This window comes from Ferrimonas sediminicola, assembly GCF_005116715.1.
Lineage (GTDB): Bacteria > Pseudomonadota > Gammaproteobacteria > Enterobacterales > Shewanellaceae > Ferrimonas > Ferrimonas sediminicola.
Genome location: NZ_SWCI01000001.1, coordinates 434,842 through 454,757 on the forward strand (window position 1 = coordinate 434,842; position 19,916 = coordinate 454,757).

At 59.1% G+C, this 19,916-nt stretch carries 22 protein-coding genes and 1 pseudogene; 18 read left to right on the forward strand and 5 right to left on the reverse strand.

Annotation, left to right across the window (positions count from 1 at the left end; all coding sequences use genetic code 11):
- The first annotated feature begins 72 nt into the window (after window positions 1–72).
- Together FCL40_RS01955 and FCL40_RS01960 are read left to right on the forward strand one after the other, a co-directional pair.
- Entirely contained in the window at window positions 73–273 is a 201-nt protein-coding gene (locus FCL40_RS01955; RefSeq protein WP_136850815.1) for a DUF2061 domain-containing protein, read from the forward strand.
- Between the two features lie 124 nt (window positions 274–397).
- Complete coding sequence (locus tag FCL40_RS01960; RefSeq protein ID WP_136850817.1) at window positions 398–979, forward strand: LON peptidase substrate-binding domain-containing protein; 582 nt, start codon at window positions 398–400, stop codon at window positions 977–979.
- Between the two features lie 249 nt (window positions 980–1,228).
- Here FCL40_RS01960 and FCL40_RS01965 read toward each other — a convergent pair whose 3' ends face one another.
- On the reverse strand, window positions 1,229–3,019 hold the full coding sequence (locus FCL40_RS01965; RefSeq protein WP_136850819.1) for a protein-disulfide reductase DsbD: 1,791 nt from the start codon (window positions 3,017–3,019) through the stop codon (window positions 1,229–1,231).
- 207 nt (window positions 3,020–3,226) lie between these two features.
- On the opposite strand from FCL40_RS01965, the gene FCL40_RS01970 reads away from it, so the two are divergent.
- The gene (locus tag FCL40_RS01970; protein ID WP_136850821.1) at window positions 3,227–3,745 is read left to right on the forward strand and encodes an FxsA family protein; all 519 of its coding nucleotides are present in this window, start codon (window positions 3,227–3,229) and stop codon (window positions 3,743–3,745) included.
- 115 nt (window positions 3,746–3,860) lie between these two features.
- On the opposite strand, the gene FCL40_RS01975 is transcribed toward FCL40_RS01970, so the two are convergent.
- Window positions 3,861–5,219 carry an MATE family efflux transporter gene (locus tag FCL40_RS01975; protein WP_136850823.1) on the reverse strand — a complete coding sequence of 453 codons (1,359 nt, stop codon included), beginning with the start codon at window positions 5,217–5,219 and terminating at the stop codon, window positions 3,861–3,863.
- A 257-nt stretch (window positions 5,220–5,476) separates the two neighbouring features.
- Between FCL40_RS01975 and FCL40_RS01980 the strand changes: the two genes are divergently transcribed.
- From FCL40_RS01980 to FCL40_RS02010, 7 genes and pseudogenes are all read left to right on the forward strand, one after another.
- The gene (locus FCL40_RS01980) at window positions 5,477–5,767 is read left to right on the forward strand and encodes a co-chaperone GroES (RefSeq protein WP_136850825.1); all 291 of its coding nucleotides are present in this window, start codon (window positions 5,477–5,479) and stop codon (window positions 5,765–5,767) included.
- A gap of 38 nt (window positions 5,768–5,805) precedes the next feature.
- Window positions 5,806–7,449 (forward strand): chaperonin GroEL, encoded by a 1,644-nt coding sequence (gene groL, locus FCL40_RS01985; RefSeq protein WP_136850827.1) that lies wholly within the window; start codon window positions 5,806–5,808, stop codon window positions 7,447–7,449.
- 107 nt (window positions 7,450–7,556) lie between these two features.
- Window positions 7,557–8,234, forward strand: coding sequence for an HNH endonuclease (locus FCL40_RS01990; RefSeq protein WP_136850829.1), 678 nt, complete (start codon window positions 7,557–7,559; stop codon window positions 8,232–8,234).
- Window positions 8,235–8,720: 486 nt separating this feature from the next.
- Entirely contained in the window at window positions 8,721–9,281 is a 561-nt protein-coding gene (locus FCL40_RS01995; protein ID WP_136850831.1) for a hypothetical protein, read from the forward strand.
- 76 nt (window positions 9,282–9,357) lie between these two features.
- Window positions 9,358–10,275 (forward strand): annotated as a pseudogene (locus FCL40_RS02000) (IS5 family transposase).
- Between the two features lie 193 nt (window positions 10,276–10,468).
- Window positions 10,469–10,879, forward strand: a complete 411-nt coding sequence (locus tag FCL40_RS02005; RefSeq protein ID WP_136850833.1) for a hypothetical protein — start codon at window positions 10,469–10,471, stop codon at window positions 10,877–10,879.
- Window positions 10,880–11,273: 394 nt separating this feature from the next.
- Window positions 11,274–11,720: a DUF3016 domain-containing protein gene (locus FCL40_RS02010; RefSeq protein WP_169306969.1), complete on the forward strand. Its 447-nt coding sequence runs from the start codon at window positions 11,274–11,276 to the stop codon at window positions 11,718–11,720.
- A 108-nt stretch (window positions 11,721–11,828) separates the two neighbouring features.
- Here FCL40_RS02010 and FCL40_RS02015 read toward each other — a convergent pair whose 3' ends face one another.
- Window positions 11,829–12,146: a prephenate dehydrogenase gene (locus FCL40_RS02015; RefSeq protein ID WP_136850837.1), complete on the reverse strand. Its 318-nt coding sequence runs from the start codon at window positions 12,144–12,146 to the stop codon at window positions 11,829–11,831.
- A 104-nt stretch (window positions 12,147–12,250) separates the two neighbouring features.
- Between FCL40_RS02015 and FCL40_RS02020 the strand changes: the two genes are divergently transcribed.
- Window positions 12,251–13,084, forward strand: coding sequence for a TraB/GumN family protein (locus FCL40_RS02020; protein WP_136850839.1), 834 nt, complete (start codon window positions 12,251–12,253; stop codon window positions 13,082–13,084).
- Here FCL40_RS02020 and FCL40_RS02025 read toward each other — a convergent pair.
- On the reverse strand, window positions 13,081–13,620 hold the full coding sequence (locus FCL40_RS02025; RefSeq protein WP_136850841.1) for a dienelactone hydrolase family protein: 540 nt from the start codon (window positions 13,618–13,620) through the stop codon (window positions 13,081–13,083). The two genes, FCL40_RS02020 and FCL40_RS02025, sit on opposite strands and share 4 nt — an antisense overlap.
- A 38-nt stretch (window positions 13,621–13,658) precedes the next feature.
- The gene (gene epmB, locus FCL40_RS02030; RefSeq protein WP_136850843.1) at window positions 13,659–14,672 is read right to left on the reverse strand and encodes an EF-P beta-lysylation protein EpmB; all 1,014 of its coding nucleotides are present in this window, start codon (window positions 14,670–14,672) and stop codon (window positions 13,659–13,661) included.
- Between the two features lie 41 nt (window positions 14,673–14,713).
- Here epmB and efp point away from each other — a divergent pair, with 41 nt between their 5' ends.
- The 7 genes from efp to FCL40_RS02065 all read left to right on the forward strand — a co-directional run bounded on the left by efp (window position 14,714) and on the right by FCL40_RS02065 (window position 19,895).
- A complete protein-coding gene (gene efp / locus FCL40_RS02035; protein WP_136850845.1) occupies window positions 14,714–15,286 on the forward strand; it encodes an elongation factor P in 573 nt (190 codons plus the stop codon).
- A gap of 65 nt (window positions 15,287–15,351) precedes the next feature.
- Window positions 15,352–15,615, forward strand: coding sequence for a hypothetical protein (locus FCL40_RS02040; RefSeq protein ID WP_136850847.1), 264 nt, complete (start codon window positions 15,352–15,354; stop codon window positions 15,613–15,615).
- Window positions 15,612–16,577, forward strand: coding sequence for an elongation factor P--(R)-beta-lysine ligase (epmA, locus tag FCL40_RS02045; protein ID WP_136850849.1), 966 nt, complete (start codon window positions 15,612–15,614; stop codon window positions 16,575–16,577). Before FCL40_RS02040 ends, epmA begins: the two co-directional genes overlap by 4 nt.
- 148 nt (window positions 16,578–16,725) lie before the next feature.
- Window positions 16,726–16,974, forward strand: coding sequence for a hypothetical protein (locus tag FCL40_RS02050; protein WP_136850851.1), 249 nt, complete (start codon window positions 16,726–16,728; stop codon window positions 16,972–16,974).
- A gap of 87 nt (window positions 16,975–17,061) precedes the next feature.
- On the forward strand, window positions 17,062–18,222 hold the full coding sequence (locus FCL40_RS02055; protein ID WP_136850853.1) for a hypothetical protein: 1,161 nt from the start codon (window positions 17,062–17,064) through the stop codon (window positions 18,220–18,222).
- Entirely contained in the window at window positions 18,206–19,117 is a 912-nt protein-coding gene (locus FCL40_RS02060; protein WP_407644130.1) for a metal ABC transporter solute-binding protein, Zn/Mn family, read from the forward strand. Before FCL40_RS02055 ends, FCL40_RS02060 begins: the two co-directional genes overlap by 17 nt.
- Window positions 19,110–19,895: a metal ABC transporter permease gene (locus tag FCL40_RS02065; protein ID WP_136850855.1), complete on the forward strand. Its 786-nt coding sequence runs from the start codon at window positions 19,110–19,112 to the stop codon at window positions 19,893–19,895. Before FCL40_RS02060 ends, FCL40_RS02065 begins: the two co-directional genes overlap by 8 nt.
- Window positions 19,896–19,916: the final 21 nt, after the last annotated feature.

The following is a 19,916-nucleotide window of genomic DNA, read 5'->3' on the forward strand; positions in this document are numbered from 1 at the left end:
GTTCGCGTTAATTGGCTTTAATTGTAAATGACATCCATTATCATTTGCCGGGGTCGATACGGAGACACCCCCATGTTGAAGACACTCAGTTTTGCCGTAATGCATTTTTCCATCGCGTTGCTGCTGGTGTACCTGCTGACCGGCAGTTGGGCCATTGGCGGCGCGGTGGCGGTGATTGAGCCTCTGGTCAACACCGTGGCCTTCTACTTCCATGACAAGGTGTGGCAGCGGCTGGAGCAGCGCCGGCAACGGGGCGCCCCCCTGGCGGCCTGACCATAAATGAAACCCTGATCACGGAATCTGGGTCTAAACTAGTGGAAAGCCCAAAGATTCAGAGTTAACTACAACATCGATAAACCGTCGCTGAGTCGGGCAACATCTTCGGCTGGGAGGGTGTATGCACAGAATGACTGTCGCCCTGCTGCCCATCGACAGCCCGGTGCTGCCGCAGGGGCGCAAAGAGCTTCGCATGGTTACCCCGGGGCAACACCGGGTGGTGGCCGAGCATTATCACAAAGGGTTGCCCCTGGTGGTCTGTGTCCAACGGGAAGGCGATCTGCTGCCCTGTTACCCCATCGCCTCTGTCGTCGAGATCATCGATTTCCATCAGTTGGAGGATGGCTGTCTGAGTCTGGTGGTCGAGGGGCGCCGCAAGTTCAAGGTGTTCGATGCCTGGGCCGAGCCCGATGGGGTGTGGATGGGGCAGGGGCTGGCGATGAACAACTGGCCCTCTCTGCCGATGCCCGCCAGGTTTGAGTTGCTGGGGGAAGCCTTGGAGCGCCTGTTTGAAGTCCGTCCCGAGCTGGGGCAGCTGTACGGAGAGTGCAATCTTCAGGATGCCTGCTGGGTCGGTCAGCGATGGTTGGAGATTCTGCCCTTGGTGGAGCAGGACACCCAGGAGTTGCTGCGCTCCCCTGACTGCACCCGGACCCTGAGATTCATCCTCTCCCTGATTGTTGAGCCGGAAAGCCTGGCTTAGGAGATCTGGGCAGGACGCCCTCTCCCCTCCCAACCTTTACAAACTCTTACGACACTTTGCCGCCACTGTTCTGTCAGAGTGTACAGGGTGTGCCCTGGGTGGTCGCCCTGGTGAATCAATCGGCGACATTCCATAAACCGGTATAGAGAGGGGGCGCGTTGAAGCTGAGGTGGAGTTATATTTGGATGGGGCTGGCGCTGCTCACCAGCGCCGGGCTGTTGGCCCAGGCGCTGGTGTGGTTGGGTTAGCCTAGAGCACCCCGTCGAGGTGAGAGGCGAAGCGGGGGGCGTTCATGAAGCCGGTCACCCGCTGTCGGTTCAACTCATTGCCCTGGCGGTCAAAGAACAGGATGGTGGGCAGGCCCAGCACCTGATAGTGCTCCTGAATTTCGACATCCAGATCATCGTTGGCGGTCATGTCCGCCTGCAGCAGCACCATCTGTCCGGTGCGCTGCATCACCTCAGGCTCGGGGAAGGTCAGTTTCTCGAACTCCTTGCAGGCCACACACCAGTCGGCGTAGAGATCCAGCATCACCGGTTTGCCGGCGGCACTGGCCTTGGCCACCTCCCGCGCCACATCGGCCAGACTCTTCACCCGGATAAATTCCGGACCGTGGTGGGTGGCGATGTTGCCGGCTTCGGCGATCTTATCGCTGTAGAGGGCGTAGCCCACACTGAAGCCCCCATAACCCAGGGTACCCATCAGCAGGGCGCCCAGGACCAGGTAGCGGGCGGTTTGTGCCATGCCCTGGCGGGTGGCGCGATTCTCCTTCAGCAGGTAGAGCACCAGGGCCAGGCCCCACAGGCTCCACAGCAGGTCGGCCACCAGCCCGGTCCAGATGCGAGTCAGCATCACGATGGACACGGCGATCAGCAGGAAACCGAAGACGTGCTTGATCACCTCCATCCAGGCGCCGGCTCTGGGCAGCAGTTTGCCGCCTGAGGTCCCCAGCAGCAACAGCGGCGCGCCCATGCCCATGGAGAGGGCATACAGGGCCAGGCCGCCCAGCATCAGGTCGCCGCTCTGGGCCACGTAGATCAGTGCGCCGGAGAGGGGGGCGGTGGTGCAGGGGGAGGCCACCAGGCCGGAGATCAGCCCCATCACCAGCACCCCGGTGAAGGAGCCCCCCTTCTGGGAGTTGGAGGCCTGGTTCAGCCTGTTCTGCCAGGAGCTGGGCAGCTGCAGGTTGTAGACCCCGAACATCGACAGCGACAGCACCAAGAACAGGATCGCCAGCCCGATAAGGATGGCAGGGTGTTGCAGTGCCGCCTGGTATTTCAGGCCGGCGGATGCCACCACCAGGCCCAGAGCGGAATAGGTGATCGCCATCCCCTGGACGTAGGTCATGGAGAGGGCGAAGGCCCGTCCTGTGGACAGTTTGTCCCCCTGACCGGCGATGATGCCGGTGAGGATGGGATACATGGGGAACACGCAGGGGGTAAAGGCCAGCAGGATGCCCAGGCCGAAGAAGGTGAGCATCACCAGACCCAGTTGGCCGTCGGAGAGCAGGGCCGCCAGGCTGTCCTGCTCGGTGGCCGGGGTGGCATCGCCGGCAGCGGCAGGGGCCGCAGGGGCGTCAATGACACCGTCGTTGGCCGCTACCGCCGACAGCAGCACCTTCTGGCGGGTGGGCGGGTAGCAGAGCACTTTGTCCAGGCAGCCCTGATAGGTGATGGTTAGCTCGGTGTTCTCCGCCGCTTCCAGGATGGGCAGCGCCAGGGTCACCCGGTCGAAGTAGACCGGCTGTTCACCGAAGAAGTCGTCGAAGTGTGAGGTGGCTGCCGGGTAGACAAACTCTCCCACCCTGGCATCGCCCGCCACCTTGACCGTGAACCGCTCCTGATAGAGGTAGTAGCCGGGTTCGGGCATCTCCCAGGTCAGCTCCAGCTTGTTGTCCTGCTGATAGAAGTTAAACAGGTAGGCCTGATCCACAGGCAGGACTTCGGGTTCCTGTTTCAGGAAGGAGAACTGGGCGAAGGCGGCGCTGCTCAGGGTGAGCATCAGGGCCAGGGTAAAGAGTCTTTTCATCATGGTTTGTATGGTGTTCCAATCTTATCCATAGGGGGCGAAGCCTAGGTATCCGGGCCCAGGCGGGCAATACCCGCCTTTATCGATTGAGACCGCTACTTTACTGGATCCATCCCGGTGCTGCATCGATAAATGTAACAGCTCATGAAGGCCGCCTTGAAAATAGACCGTGTCATCCCCATCTGAGTTTCTTAAGCTGACAAATTTTGTGAGGCCGGTGTGGTTTTCTATCTCTTTCTATTGTTCGCGGTGATGCCGATCATCGAGATCGCCGTCTTGGTGCAGGTGGGCACCACCCTGGGCGCCTGGCCGACCATCGCCCTGGTGCTGCTGACCGCTGCCCTGGGGGCTTCGCTGGTGCGCAGCCAAGGGTTGAGTACCATGATGGAGGTGCGCAACCGCATGGCCCGGGGAGAGATGCCAGGCACCCAGATCATGGAGGCGATGCTGTTGGCGGTGGCCGGTGTGTTGCTGGTGACCCCGGGTTTTGTCACCGACCTGTTTGGCCTGCTGATCCTCACCCCCTTTACCCGCCGCAAGCTGGCGACCTGGCTGATGAGCCGGGCCCAGATACATATCGCCACCCAGCAGCAGGGCTTTGGTTTCCATGGCCAGTTCCATCAGCATGATGACCGGCAGGCGCACTTTGGTCAGCCGCGCCCCTTCGATCGCCAGGACAACCAGGGTCGGGGTGGGAACAGCACCATCGAAGGCGAGTACGAACGAAAGGATGATTGACCTTGAGCCCGGTGGCGGGCTGTGGTCAACTGTGTGGGTTCACCAGGGTTCGAGTTAGCGTTTGAACCTGATGTGACAAGGCCGCCCTCAGGGGCGGCCTTTCTCTATCCGGGAGCTACTCCAGCGGCGAGCTGTGGGCTTCGGCGAGGGAGTCGGGTTCACACACCCGGGTCGCAAGGTGGTAACAGGCGGCCCCCATCATCAGGTTGGCCATGGCGATACCGATAAAGGCGCCCTTGACGCCGAACGCCCAGGCCCCCACCAGGGTCATCGGGATCAGCATCAGGAACAGCCGCACCGCGTTGAGGCTCAGGGCGGTCATCGGCCTGTGATAGGCGTTCAGTGCCAGCACAAACAGGATCACCACTCCCAGCGGGCCATAGGCCAGGGGCAACACCTGCAGATACCAGATCAGGTAACCCTGCACCGTGAGATCGTCGCTGAACAGGGCGGCCACCTCGCCCAGCCAGGGCCACAGCAGCAGGTAGAGACCCAGTTGCAGCACGATGACGAAGCGGATGCTCCTCATCAGGGCCTCCTTGGCCCGCAGATATTGGCCCGCCCCCAGATTTTGGGCGATAAAGGGCATCAGGGCGCCGCACAGGGCGGTCACCCCCACCAGCATCAGCGCTTCGATGCGGGTGCCGGCACCGAAGGCGGCCACCGCCTGGGTATCGATCCGGGCCAGTATTGCCAGGATCAGGCCGTTGGCCAGCGGGTTGAGCAGGTTGGAGATCGCCGCGGGACGGGCGATATGCAGCAGCCGCCTCCAGTGCGCCAGCCAGCGTTGGCAGGGAGCCGCGATCAGGCGATAGCGCCAGCCCAGCATCCAGGCGGCGACGGCGAAGGTGATCAGCCAGGAGAGGACGGTGGCGATAGCGGCCCCCTGCATCTCCAGCCTGGGGAAGGGGCCGATACCGAAGATCAGCAGCGGATCGAGCACTGCATTGATCAGGGCGGCCACCGCGGTGACCACCGCCGGGGTGCGGGTATTGCCGGTGGCGCGCAACGCCTGGTTGCCCACCATGGGCAGCACCAGCAGGCCGATCCCCAGGTACCACACCAGCATGTAGTCGCAGATCATCTCCAGCATTCCCGGCGCCGCCCCCATCAGGGCGAACAACGGGTGGATGGTCAGGGCGCCCACCAGGGCGATCACCAGGACGATCAGTACCGCCAGCAGCAGGCCGTGGGTGAGGAAGCTGCGGGCCTGGGGCAGGTCGCCCTGGCCCAGCAACCTGCCCATATTGGCGCTCATGCCTGAGCCCATCCCGAGGGCGATGGAGGAGACCACCAGGGTCACCGGGAAGGTCATGCTGATGGCCGCCAGCGGCTCGGTGCCCAGGCGGCTGATAAAGAAGGTGTCGGTCAGATGGTAGAACAGCAGGCTCAGCACACCCAGCAGGTTGGGTAGGCTCATACGCAGCAGAACTCTGCCTATGGGAGCGGTTAACAGGCCGTGCTTATCATACATCCGGTAAGTCACATCTAGGTTGGGGACGGAGTCGTCGGGAGGGCATGGTACCAGCGGCGTGGGGGGCAGCGCAAAGCCGTCACCGCAAAATCCGGACCTCTGTGGCATCTTTGCCGGAGGGCATCTGGGCAAAAAAATTTCCGCTCTGCCCTTGTGTTTTCATTCCCCGCACCCCATATAGAGTTTCGCGATGCAGCTAAGCTGCGACAACTTATGAGTTTTGTTATTTAGACGGAACCTTTTAGGAGAGATCACAGATGAAGATTCGTCCATTGCATGACCGGGTAATCGTTAAGCGTACCGAGGTTGAGTCCAAGTCTGCTGGTGGCATCGTCCTTACCGGCAGTGCAGCAGAGAAGTCCACCCGTGGCGAAGTTCTGGCTGTTGGTAATGGTCGTATTCTGGACAACGGTGAAGTGAAGCCCCTGGACGTAAAGGTGGGCGACGTTGTTATCTTTAATGAAGGCTATGGCGTAAAGACTGAAAAAGTGGACGGTGAAGAGGTCCTGATCATGTCCGAGGCCGACATCCTGGCCATCGTCGAGTAAATCACTCTGTAGCAATCTAATTTAAAGGGAAATCTAAAATGGCAGCTAAAGACGTAAAATTTGGTAACGACGCCCGGGTAAAAATGCTGGCCGGTGTAAATGTGCTGGCGGACGCCGTTAAGGTGACTCTGGGTCCCAAGGGCCGCAACGTGGTGCTGGACAAGTCCTTCGGTGCCCCCACCATCACCAAAGATGGTGTGTCCGTGGCCAAGGAGATCGAACTGGAAGACAAGTTCGAGAACATGGGCGCCCAGATGGTCAAGGAAGTGGCTTCCAAGGCCAACGACGCCGCCGGTGACGGCACCACCACCGCCACCGTTCTGGCTCAGTCCATCGTCAACGAGGGTCTGAAGGCGGTTGCCGCCGGCATGAACCCCATGGATCTGAAGCGTGGCATCGACAAGGCGGTTGTTGCCGCCGTTGAAGAGCTGAAAGAGCTGGCGGTTGAGTGTAAGGACTCCAAGTCCATTGCCCAGGTGGGCACCATCTCCGCCAACTCCGACACCGCCATCGGTGAGATCATCGCCACCGCCATGGAGAAAGTGGGCCAGGAGGGGGTGATCACCGTGGAAGAGGGCCAGGCCCTGGAGAACGAGCTGGACGTGGTGGAAGGCATGCAGTTCGATCGCGGCTACCTGTCTCCCTACTTCATCAACAACGCCGAAGCGGGTACCGTTGAACTGGACTCCCCATTCATCCTGCTGGTGGACAAGAAGATCTCCAACATCCGCGAGCTGCTGCCGATCCTGGAAGGCCTGACCAAGGCCGGCAAGCCTCTGCTGATCATCGCCGAAGACGTCGAGGGCGAAGCCCTGGCGACCCTGGTGGTGAACAACATGCGCGGTATCGTCAAAGTGGCGGCCGTCAAGGCGCCTGGCTTCGGCGACCGTCGCAAGGCGATGCTGCAGGATATCGCCATCCTGACCGGTGGTACCGTGATCTCCGAAGAGATCGGCCTGGAGCTGGAGAAGGCCACCCTGGAAGACCTGGGTAGCGCCAAGCGCGTGGTGATCTCCAAGGACAACACCACCATCATCGACGGCGTGGGAGCACAGGATCAGATTCAGGGCCGCGTTGCCCAGATCAAGCAACAGATCGAAGAGTCCACCTCCGACTACGACAAAGAGAAGCTGCAGGAGCGCATGGCTAAGCTGGCCGGCGGTGTTGCGGTCATCAAGGTGGGCGCCGCCACCGAAGTCGAGATGAAGGAGAAGAAGGCCCGCGTGGAAGATGCCCTGCATGCGACCCGCGCCGCCGTGGAAGAGGGCGTGGTCGCCGGCGGTGGTACCGCCCTGGTTCGTGTGGCCGCCAAGCTCACCGAACTGACTGGCGACAATGAAGAGCAGAATGTGGGCATCCGCCTGGCCCTGCGCGCCATGGAAGCGCCGCTGCGTCAGATCGCCTACAACGCCGGTGAAGAGTCCTCAGTTGTGGCCAACAACGTCAAGAAGGGCGAAGGTAACTACGGTTACAACGCCGGCAACGACACCTATGGCGACATGCTGGAGATGGGCATCCTGGATCCCACCAAGGTAACCCGCTCCGCCCTGCAGTTTGCCGCATCCGTGGCCGGCCTGATGATCACCACCGAAGCGATGGTGACCGACCTGCCTAAGGATGAGGCCGCTGCCCCGGACATGGGCGGCATGGGCGGCATGGGCGGCATGGGCGGCATGATGTAACAAATGCCCATGGCTTAATTGTCATATAAATCAATAACTTAAGGCCACCGCGTTGACCTCGATGTTGACCCCTTCGGTGGCCTTTTTGTTGCCTCTAGGAAACCATCATGGACGATAAGTGGACATATGACGAATTGAAAGCGGCTGTTCTGGCATACGTTGAGATGCGAGAACTGGAGGCTAGCGGCCAGCCGTTTACGAAGAAGCAGTACTATCGAGATCTAGCTGGGAAGTTTGGCCGAACAGAGAAATCGTTCGAGTATCGGATGCAGAACATATCCTATGTCTATTCGTTGATGGGAAGGGCATGGAACTCTGGCTTAAAGCCTGCCAAGAACGTAGGTGCAAACACCGCTAAAGAGATTGAACGGATTATTTGTGAGGTTGAAGGAAGGGAAAACCAGCAGGTAGCCACATTCGAGGCTCAGGTTTCCAAGCACCGTTCTCAGAAGTCTCTAGGTAAGCCATTAGGGACTAAGCAGCCTAAACAGTACCAGTCATCAGTCTCTAGTTATCAGCGAGACCCTGTCGTAAAGGCTTGGGTGTTACGAAACGCCAATGGTCAATGTGAGTCCTGTGGAAATGCGGCCCCTTTTATCAATTGGGCTGGAGAACCATTCCTCGAAGTTCATCACCTGCGGCAACTGGCTGACGGAGGATCGGATAGGGTGACGAATACTGTGGCGTTATGCCCTAACTGTCACCGTGCTCTACATTACGCTCAGGACAAGCCTGTCCTGTTAGACGCTCTGTACGCCAAGACACCAAGGTTAATACGAGAGTGACAGTCTAGATCAAACAGGGGGGAGTGGTGGAGGTCGTTCACTGTAATAACGATTGCGGTGTCTCACGATTCCCACCTAAAACGTGGGTTATAAATGCTTGTTTTTTTGGTGTATTATCTCTTTCTCAGGTGCAGCACAACCTAAAGGAAGAGTAATCGTGAAGGAACTGGTTTCAGCATTATCATCCGCCGCCGCCAATAGACTGAAATCCCCAATATTAGGAGCATTTATCCTATCTTGGATAGCCGTTAACCATACAGATATTCTTACTTTCCTTTTTTCTCCTGTTGAAATTAAAATTACAATGCTACATCAGGGAAGTGATTACTTTGTTGGGTCATGGTCACACCCCCTGTTAATGAACTTTATCTACCCAATGTGTGTATCGTGGGTTTACATTTTCTGGCTTCCGAATGTCCAGCAGTGGGTCGATAAGAGAAGCATGAAACCATTGACCGCGGTCGCATTACAGCTCAGCACCATAGGTTGGTTGAACGTTATACTAGCCAAGGAAAGGTTAATGAAGCCCAGGCGAAATCCAGCCTTGAATACTGGCAGGCAAAGTTAAACCGTGAGTTGGATGACTGGGAAACGCAAAAAGAAACATTAGAACGGCAATTGAATGAGGCAAACTCAAGCAGCCTTTCCCTGGGAGGTCAACTCGAAAGAGCTGAAGCCGAAAGTAAGAGCTTGCATGAACGACTTAGAAAGGCTGAGGAAAGTGCGGAATCATCGGAACGCATATGGCATAAGATTTCAGGTGAATACGAGAAATTGGAAAAAGACTGGAAACAGTTAGTAGAGCAATCGAAAACTGCGGCCGGCTTAGAGACGTTGATCAGTAAACTTGAAACTGACGAAACAGAAAAATTCGAGAAAATATATACTCGTACCAAGGTAGGTTCTCAAAGTGGGCTGATGCCGTTTCATGGATTAGGATTGGGGCAACTCGCGGCAGCCTCGGAAGGTTCTCAAAGCAGGTCAATGCCATATAGAAGGTTGGGTGGATTGATACAGCACGAGGGAGCCGAGGAGAATGATGAGTGAATCAGCTGTAGTAGCCCAGACTTCACCTGACAGTTTCCAGATCTGATCCAGTGAGTACCAATCAGTGAGCGGCACCATGGGCAAATCGAAACGTAAAATCACCAACTGAAAGCAGTACAACCAAGCCTTAGTCAACCGAGGCTCTTTGACTTTCTGGTTTGACGACGAGGCCGTGTCACAGTGGCATTGCGAAGAACACCATGGTGGTCATGGCCGGGGCTTTGAGTACAGCTATGCCAGAATCGTCACTGCGCTTATGCTCAAAGGGATTTTCGGTCTCTCTTTTCGAGCAACCGAAGGGTTTATTAACTCCCTGTTTGAGCTAATGGACCTAACTTTGAAGTCTCCAGACTACAGTTGCATCAGTAAACGAGCAAAGAGCGTCCCGGTGAAGTATCGCAACCCAAGTCGCGGTACTATTGCGCACCTGGCTGTTGATGCCACAGGCCTCAAAGTCTACGGCGAAGGTGAATGGAAAACTCGCAAGTACGGTAAGGAAAAGCGGCGAACCTGGCGCAAACTCCACCTGGCTGTGGATGCCGATACGCACGAAGTGATTGCCGCTGAAGTCAGCCTGGTCAATGTAGGTGACAACGAAGTACTGCCCACCATGCTCAACCCCCTGAGGAGGCAGATTAAACAAGTCTGCGTTGACGGGGCTTATGACACAAAGGCCTGTCATAGCCTGCTCCAGCGCAAAGGGGCCAAACCTGCGATCCCTCCGCGCGCTAATGCAGGGTTCTGGGAGGAAGGTCACCCGCGTAACGAGGCCGTGACCGCATTGAAAAACGGCGAACTGAGCTAATGGAAGCAAGAGAGCGATTACCATAAACGCTCGCTGTCAGAGACGGCGATGTACCGTTACAAACAGTTGATCAGTCTTAAAGTCAGCATACGTGATTACGATGCCCAAGTCGGCGAGGCTTTGGCTGGTGTAAAGGTGATGAACAAGGTCATAGGACTCGGTATGCCTGTTCGACAGGCTGCTGCCTAAACCCCGGCAATCCCTTAGTGTAGCTGCGTCTTGGGCTTGGATTTGATCAATAGCGTCTATTGCGGCAGTTGAATTTTTAGGCTAAATTAGGACGCAGCTCGCGTTTAAACGTTACTTAGCTATAGCTAGATGAGCGGGCAAAAAGAAATGTAGGTTGTTTAGCATATTACTTTTTTTGAAATGGATTTTCGAAGTGAAGAAATTGATAAATTGTTTTGCTGTATCACTAGTCTTGTTTAGTTCAGTTATATGGGCTAAGTCAGATCAGTTGTGCATTAACCAGACACAAACTCTTCAGCCAGAAGAAATTAATGTGGTTGAGGTTTCCAGAACGCTTCCTGAAGGTCTGGTTCTAGATCCAACCTTACCTGTTACCATCACAGTAGAAAAGAGTATATGTTCCGAGGGGGATGCCTTTCAAGAGTTTAGCTCTCTTGGTCTACCAAATATCCCAGATCTTCCCTCCGATGGAGATAATCGAACGATCACTCAACAGCGTGGCTGTATAGTACATACTTATACTCAGTCATACAAAGGTGGGCGTTGGGTAACGACAACTTACAAGGCTGTCTATTTAGACAATTGTGGTGTCAGTGACGTTTAATTAGGTTCTTCGCATATTTAGAGGGACTAGATACGAAAACGGCTGGAAAGGTTGTTGTAAGCAGGGTAATGCCGAGCCGATCTACCAGAAGTACACCCTCAAGGCCCTGGGCATCAAGCGGCTTCGCAGCGAATAGGGGATCTCAGTCTCAGCCAAACTATTAAGGTGAGCTTGTCTGTGTTGATTAGCCTGGCTTTGTGATTCGGTTCTCAATTATTTCGATGTTCCAATTGAATTTTTTTTGGTCGGCTGGCTCTAACCTTGTAAATGACCGGTTCCAATTTCGAACGAGGGAAGCACTATGAGAGCTATTGCCTGGCTAATGTTGTTGGTTATCAGCCCTTGGGCGAGCGCACAGTCCGACGCGCAGCAGTGGCCTACACAGGATGGCCCGGTGACCGTGGTTTGGGAGAACCCCGATGACTATCGAGACGTCAAAGCCGCCTCGGGACGTCAGGACCGCTACGAGAACCACGTGTTTGCCACCCTCGGAAAACAGTTTCAAAAGTCGCTCGGCCCCTTGCTTAATGATGACGAGAAGCTGGTCATCACCGTCAGCAACCTGGATCTGGCGGGCGACGTGCGTCCCTCTTTCGGGGCCACCACCAACGACATCCGCATCGTCAAGAGCGTCTATCCGCCGAGGATCTCCTTCCGCTGGAGCCTGTTGGATGGCAGTGGTAACGAGGTGGAAGGTGACAGGGTGGAGTTGAAGGATCTCGGCTTTGAACGGGGGCCCGCCACAGCCCGCTTCAACAACGAGCCCCTGAAGTATGAGCTGGCGATGATTGAGCGCTGGGTCAGAGACGAAGTGCCTCCGGTACTGGCGGCCCGTCGATAACCGCTTTGCCGTTCACCTGGCCGGAGCCCGCAAGGACTCCGGCCTTTTTGTTTCATCGGCCGCGACCGGGAAAACTTGGCCCGAGAGGGGGCTGGGCGGAGTGGACGCTTACTCCCTGGGGGTTTTCATGGATTCGCGGAAGCGGGCCAGGGTCGACAGCAGAAGCTCCAGCTTCTGCACCAGCGAGGGCAGCTTGTCGGCGCTGGGTGCGGCCTCAAAGCGGTCAAACTCACCGACCACCTCCTCCAGGTAAGGCATGAACTTGTTGGCCTTGGTGGTGAACCCCTGCCCCTCAGGGAAGACGGCATCGAACTTGCCGTGGCCATCGTGGCGAAGCTGTTCCAACTGGGCATCGGCATCCACCACCTGCCGATAGGCCTGCTGGAAGGTGGCTTTAAACTGGGATATCACCTGGTTGTAGGACATAGGCTCCAAATCCTCGCTCTGAAAAGTTACTATCGTCTAAAGCGCTATTATCCGGGTTGGACCGGCGAAGAAAAGCCGTTTTAGCCCCTGGTTACGGAGAGATCATGCGACTGCTGCTATCCCTGCTGCTGTTTACGGCCCTGGCTCACGCCGCCCCCGACGACCGCCCCCCCTTTTTCCATGTGCAGGGCGCCCAGGGGCAGGCCTGGCTGCTGGGGTCGGTGCACGTTGGCCAGGCGGATTTCTACCCCTTTGCCGAACGGATCGAGCGTGCCTTCGAGGCCTCCTCGGTGCTGGCCCTGGAAGCGGATACCCAGGATCCGGCGATCGCTCAACAGATCCGGCCGTTTCTCTTCGCCAAATCCCCGCTTCCAGACAGCTTGAGTAGCAAGCTGGCGGCCTATTGTGGCGATCGCGGTATGCGGTGCGACCCCAGCCTGGCCCCCTGGGTCCTCAGTTCACAGCTGTTGATGGCGGAGATGGCCCGCGCCGGTTACCAGTCTGATCACGGAGTGGAGTCCTACTTCAGCGATCGCCGGGGGGAGCGGCCGTTGTGGGAACTGGAGGGGATGCTGTTGCAGATGCGGGTGTTCGATGGCCTATCCGATGCGACTCAGCAGGCGATGCTCGAGGGCGCGATGGAACCGATGGACGTCGGGCCACTGATTCAGGCGTGGCGTCGTGGCGATCACTTCGCCCTGGCGAAACTGACCTTTGAAGATATTGCCGAAGAGCCTGAGGCGTGGGAGGCGTTGATGATCAATCGCAACCTGGGCATGAGAGATACCCTGATCGACTGGCTCGGTGACACCCGAGGGCCGATCTTTGTGGTGGTCGGCGCCGGTCACCTGGTGGGAGAGCAGAGCGTGGTGTCCCTGCTGAGGAAGCAGGGGCTGGAGGTGACCGACTGCTGGCGGGGTCGCTGTCCCACCCCTTAGAGGCGTTGGCTGATCCACTCCCAGGCGCTGTGAGCCTGTTGGGCGTCGTAGGCGGGCGCCCTGGGGTTGATAAATCCGTGGGGAGCGTCGGTCAGCTTCAGGCTGGCCGGCCACTGGGCTTGGGCCAGCGCATCACTGCCCTCATCGCCGCGGCACAGTAGCAGATGGGTTTCGACAGTCAGTGGCACCTTCAGCTTGGGCAGTTCGCTGCCGTACACCAGAATCACCTTCTCCACCTGGGGAAAGCGACGGCGGCTCAGCAGGGTGGCGATGGCGTTGGCGCCGGCGGAGAAGCCCAGCAGGGTAACCGGTTGATCATGGGCCTCCAGCCAGGCTTCCAGTTTATCCACGTAGCCGGCCTTGCTGCAGCGGCACAGGAAGTAGTCGTAGGCCTGCTGCTGATCGTTAAAGGCAAAGGGCTGACCCGCGTAGGGGTCGAGCAGGGTACAGGACCCAACCCGTTCGTTCAGATCCTCAATTTTACCCTTCAGGCTGGCATGCTGGCCCCAGATATCGGTTACCCAAAGCAGTGACATAGCGGTTTCTCCTTCCAAATTTGGCGGGATTGTACCCCTCAGGCCAGCTGCAGATCCACCGGGGTCTTGCTGTGGCGTCCCCCCACCTCTCTCACCAGCCGGGGCACCAAGAATCCTGGCAGCGCCTCCAGCAGCTGGGCCATCAAGGCCCGGGCGTGGGATTCCGGCAGATCGAAGTGGGCCGCCCCCTCGACCTTGTCCAGCAGGTGCAGGTAGTAGGGCAGGACGCCGGCGTCGAACAGGGTCTCACTGAGACGGGTCTGCACCGACACCGAGTCGTTGACTCCTTTGAGCAGCACCGCCTGGTTGAGCAGGGTCACCCCGGCCTGGTTCAAGGTGGACAGACCCTGGCGCAGCTGGGGGGTGATCTCGTTGGGGTGGTTGATGTGCAGCACCAGCACCACCTTCAACCGGCTCTGGTTGAGCACCCGCGTCAACTCTGGCGTCAGGCGCGAGGGCAGGACCACGGGGAGCCGGGTGTGGATCCTCAGCCGGGTGAGATGAGGCAGGGCATCCAGCTGGGCCACCAATCGCTGCAGGTGGGTGTCTTTGGCCATCAGCGGGTCACCGCCGGAGAGGATCACTTCGTTCAGGCGGGTATCCTCGGCCAGGTAGACCAGGGCCTGGTTCATGGCTCCGCCGCGGAGCTGATTCTCTCCATAGGGGAAGTGGCGGCGAAAACAGTAGCGGCAGTTGACGGCGCAGCCCCCCTTGAGCATCAGCAGGGCCCGACTGCGGTATTTGTGCAGTATGCCGGGTACCGCCGCCTGCTGCTCCTTCAGTGGGTCGGGGCCATAGCCGGCTACCTTGGCGAACTCCCTGGCACTGGGGAGTACCTGCAACAGCAGTGGGTCTCTGGGGTTGCCCCGCTCCATTGCCGCCACGAAGGGGCGGGGCACCCGCATCGGAAACAGGGCTCGGGCCGGCATGTCCTCGGCGAACTCCGCCGGGTCCAGATCCAACGCCTGAAGCAGAAGTTTGGGATCGGTGTAGGCTTGTGCCAACTCCTGTTGCCAGCAGTCGTGCAAATTCAGGGAATTTCGGGTTATCATTTACCGTTAGACGTCAAAACGACCTGTTGGAAGAGAAAATAATGGCTTCTTACTCAACGAACGAATTTCGCTCCGGCCTAAAGATAATGCTGGACGGCGAGCCGTGCAACATCATTGAGAACGAGTTTGTTAAGCCTGGCAAGGGCCAGGCCTTTAACCGTGTAAAAATCCGCAAATTGCTGACCGGCAAGGTGCTGGAAAAAACCTTCAAGTCTGGCGAGTCCGTGGAAGCGGCAGACGTAATGGACCATGACCTGGCTTACCTGTACAACGACGGTGAGTTCTGGCACTTCATGAACAACGACACCTTCGAGCAGATTGCCGCCGACGCCAAGGCGGTAGGTGACGCCGAGAAGTGGCTGGTTGAGCAGGATGTCTGTACCATCACCGTATGGAACGACAACCCCATCGTGGTGACTCCGCCCAACTTCGTTACCCTGGAGGTGACCGAAACCGATCCCGGCCTGAAGGGCGATACCCAGGGCACCGGTGGCAAGCCCGCTACCCTGTCCACCGGCGCCGTGGTTCGCGTTCCGCTGTTCATCCAGATCGGTGAGATGGTGAAGGTAGATACCCGTACCGGCGAATACGTTGAGCGTGTCCGCGACAAGTAATCACATTGGGTGATAGAGACAAACAGTGGGCCTCGGTCCACTGTTTTTGTTTGGGGAGTGGCAAGTTGAGAACGATGATCCTGAGCATGGTGCTGCTGGCGGGATGCCAGGCACCAATAAGTGACGAGGATGCCCAGAGCATCCAGATGCGGATGGCTGCCCAGAGTGCCGCCGAGCAGGAGGCCGCCGGCCGCGGCGGTGATCTGGGGGTGTGGCAGAGCCGGGGGAGCCGCTGTGTCATTGGCGGAGGGCGCAGCTGTACCATGCTCGGCGAGCTGAGCGTGGGCAGTCCCTGCCGGTGTGACGAGCAGGAGGGGGTGGTGAAATGAGTTGGCAACCCACCGCGCCCCTGGACAACCTCAGGCGTCGGGCCGCTCTTATCGGCCAGATCCGCGACTTCTTCGCCCGGCGGGGGGTGCTGGAGGTGGAGACTCCGGCGCTCTCCAGGTCTGCCACCACCGACCTGCACCTGCACAGTTTCGACACTCGCTTCGTCGGGCCGGGGGCTGCCCAGGGGGTGCCGCTTTACCTGATGACCTCCCCGGAGTTTCATATGAAGCGGTTGCTGTGTGCGGGCAGCGGTGCCATCTACCAGCTGTGTAAAAGCTTTCGCAATGAGGAGGCGGGGCGACACCACAACCCGGAGTTCACCATGCTGGAATGGTACCGGCCCGGCTTCGACCACCATCAACTGATGGATGAGATGGCTGAGCTGCTTGAAGGGGTGCTGGAGTGCGGCACACCGGAGCGGGCCACCTATCAGCAGGTGTTCCTGAAGCACACCGGCGTCGATCCCCTGGCGCGGGACCTGCCGGGGCTCAAGGCCTGTTGTCATCGCTACGGGCTTGGGGATATCGCCGACATCGAGGAGGAGGTGGATACCCTGCTGCAGCTGCTGTTCTCCATGGTGGTGGAGCCGGTCATTGGCCAGGACGTGCCCTGCTTCGTGTTCGATTTTCCCGCCAGCCAGGCGGCCCTGGCCCGCATCAGCGATCAGGACCCCAGGGTGGCGGAGCGGTTCGAGGTGTACTTCAAAGGGATCGAGCTGGCCAACGGTTTCCATGAACTCAGCGACGCCGATGAGCAGTTACGCCGGTTTGAGCAGGATAACCTGAAACGCCAGGCTGCGGGGTTGCCGCCACGTCCCATCGATCATCTGTTGATCCGGGCACTGGCGGCGGGGCTGCCCGATTGTGCCGGCGTGGCCCTGGGCGTCGATCGGCTGATCATGCTGGCCCTGGAGGAGGAGCAGATCGATGCGGTGCTGGCCTTCCCGGTTTCCAGGGCGTGAGGTGGTGCAAGAACAACTTTTCTTACGTTTTAGCAGGCGCCCGTCCCCCTGTTACTGACTTGTGACTGTCATGGTTAGGGGCTACCATGGCCCCCACTGACGTTGAATTCACGGTTGCATGAGTCTGAGATCCCTTCTGACAAAGTTGATGGTGCTCTGGGTACTGGCCTTGTCCCTGGCCGGTCCGGCTCATGCTGTCTATCATTTCGAGGCCCACCAGGACTTGGTGAACTGTGCCTGGTGCTTCCACGGGGACCATCAGGGCAAGGCGCTGACCCCCTCTGTGCCACTGGCGCTTCAGCCGTCGGTTCAGCCGCAATCCCTTCCTGTAGATACGTGCAAGCCCAAGGCCGGCCCGCAGCGGCGCAGCGTCATTCGCGCCCCTCCTATTTCCTAAGTCACTATACCAAAAAGCTATTTTGATTTTTTCTGTCATGTCCTCGTGATGGACATGCCTGTATGCGATTTTTAGGAACTCAAAACAATGAAACTGAATGCTGTTACCGCAGGCCTGCTGCTGGCCTGTGCTTCCTCCTCCCCACTGGCAGCCAACAACCCCGCCATCAGCGTGGTGCTGGACGGTTACTACCAGGACGGCGACCGCGCCCTGGGCGGCCGAGAGGATGGCCTGGGTCTGGGGGAGACTGAGCTGGCCCTCAGCGGCGCCATCGACGACCAGTTTTACGGCAAGCTGACCACGGTGCTGGCGACCCACGACGGTGACACCGAAGTGGAGCTGGAGGAGGCCTTCATCCAGACTCTGGGGCTGCCCGCGGGCTTCTCCATCCGTGGTGGACGTTTCCTGTCTGACCTGGGTTACCTCAACAACCAGCACCCCCACAGCGACGCCTTCGTGGAGCGCCCCGCCATCTACCGCGCCTTCCTCGGCGGCCACTACTTCGATGATGGCCTGCGACTCAACTGGGTCGCCCCGACCGAGCTGTACTGGGTGTTGGGCGCAGAAGGCTTCGCCGGCGACAGTCTGCGGGCGGAGGGTGTGGAAGAGCCCGAAAGCGTCGGCGTCTACCACCTCTACTCCAAGCTCGGTGGCGACTGGGGCACCGATCACAGCTGGCAACTGGGTCTCTCCTGGCTGAGGAACGACAACGGCCAGGGTCATATTGAGGCGCACGCCGAGGAGGAGCATGGGGAGGAGAGCCACGAGGAGCATGCCCACAGTGCCGCTTTGACCGGCCGGGATCTCTACAGCCTGGATGCGGTCTATAAGTGGGCCCCCAACGGCAACTATAAGAACAACTTCCTGACCCTGTCGGCAGAGTACATGTTGCTGGATAAGCCGTTCGAGGCGTCTGGTGGCGAAGAGAGCCTGCCCGGTGACTACCACGGCTGGTACCTCTCCGGTGTCTACCAGTTCACTCCCAACTGGTCCGCCGGTGTGCGGTACGGCCAGCTGACCGCCGCCGTGGGGCACGAGGAGGAGCTTGACGGCGAACACCGACTGCATTTTGAGGAGGGCAAGCTGAAGGAAACCGAGCTGATGCTGGCCTGGCACAACAGCCACTTCTCCACCGTCCGCCTGCAGTACACCCATCAGGAGGATGGTCTGTTCGGGGCTGCCGATGATCAGATTCTGACCCTGCAATTCGTTATGGCATTAGGAGCTCACGGTGCGCATCAATTCTAAATGGATGATGCCTGTCCTGGCGGCGCTGCTGGCGGCGCCCCAGGCCTGGGCGATGACGATCTTCACCTGCGAGCCGGAGTACGCGGCCCTGGCCAGGGAGCTGGCGCCAGAGGCCAACGTCTCAAGCGCCACTACCGCCCTGCAGGATCCCCACCACGTGCAGGCTCGTCCCAGCCTGATCGCCAAGCTGCGTCGTGCCGACCTGGCGATCTGTGCCGGCGCCGATCTGGAGGTGGGCTGGCTGCCGATGCTGCAGATGAAGGCCAACAATCGCAAGGTGCGCGACGGTCAGCCAGGGATGCTCTACGCGGCCCAGCACCTGGAGGCCCTGGGCAGGCTGGAGAGGGTAGACCGCTCCATGGGGGATGTTCATGCCGGCGGCAATCCACACTTTCACTTCTCTCCTTCGCGGATTCAGACCATGGCCGAGGTGATCGCCGCCAAGTTGGTGGAGCTGGATCCTGACAATGAGCCCCAGTACCGGGCCAACCTGACGGAGTTCAGTCAGCGCTGGTCCCAGGCGACCACCCGCTGGCGGACCCAGGCAGCGCCGCTCAAGGGCAAGAGGGTGATCGCCTATCACACCAGCTTTCAGTATCTGTTTGACTGGCTGGGGATGGAGCAGGCGGGGGATCTGGAGCCCAAGCCGGGACTGCCACCCACCACCGGTCACCTGGCACAGCTGCTGAAGCTGACCGAGACCACCCCCATCATGGCGGTGATCTATACCGGCTACCAGGATGGCCGCGGTGCCCAGTGGTTGGGGCAGCGGGCGGGGCTGCCTGTGGTGCAGCTGCCTTTTGGCCCGGGTGTCGAGGGCGCGGCGGATCTGTTCCAGCTGTACGACACCAACATCGCACTGCTGTTGGCGGCGATGGAGGAGAGTGATGTTTGATCTCACCATGTTCAGCATCCTGTTGCCGGCCCTGGCAGCAGGCACCCTGGTGTTGGCCAGCCATGTGGTGATGGGACGGCAGGTTCTGGCCAGGGGGATCATCTTCATCGATCTGGCGATCGCCCAGATCGCGGCGTTGGGGGCGGTATTCGCCGCCACCCATCATGAACTGGCACACCTGCCCGGTTCGGGGTTATGGATGCCGCTGCTGTTTGCCCTGCTCGGTGCGGGCCTGATCGCCCTGCTGGAGAAGCATGCCAAGGCGGAGCTGGAGGCGATGATCGGTTGCCTCTATGTGCTGTCGGCGGTGGCGGCGATGCTGCTGCTGGCCAAGGACCCCCATGGCGGTGAGCTGCTCAAGCAGCTGCTCTCCGGTCAGATCCTCTGGACCGACTGGCCGGCGCTGATGTTGCCCGGGTTGTGCACGGCGCTGGTGCTGGGCCTGCTGCTGTGGCGGCCGGCGCTGCTTGACGGCCGCGCCTTCTACCCGCTGTTTGCCCTGATGATCACCTTCTCGGTGCAGCTGGTGGGGGTCTACCTGGTGTTTTCCAGCCTGATCCTGCCGGCGCTGGCGGTCAATCGCCTCAACGGAGCCAGGGCGCTGTTGCTGGGCTATGGCGCCGGACTGAGTGGTTACCTGTTGGGGTTGTGGGTGTCCGCCAGCTGGGACCTGCCCTCGGGGGCGACCATCGTCTGTACCCTGACCGTGGTGTGTGCCCTGATCAGGTTGACCCTGGCCAGGGGCGGAAAGTGGTCACAGTCGCAGAGTGGCAGATGAAGCGGCAAGAGCGGCGGATGG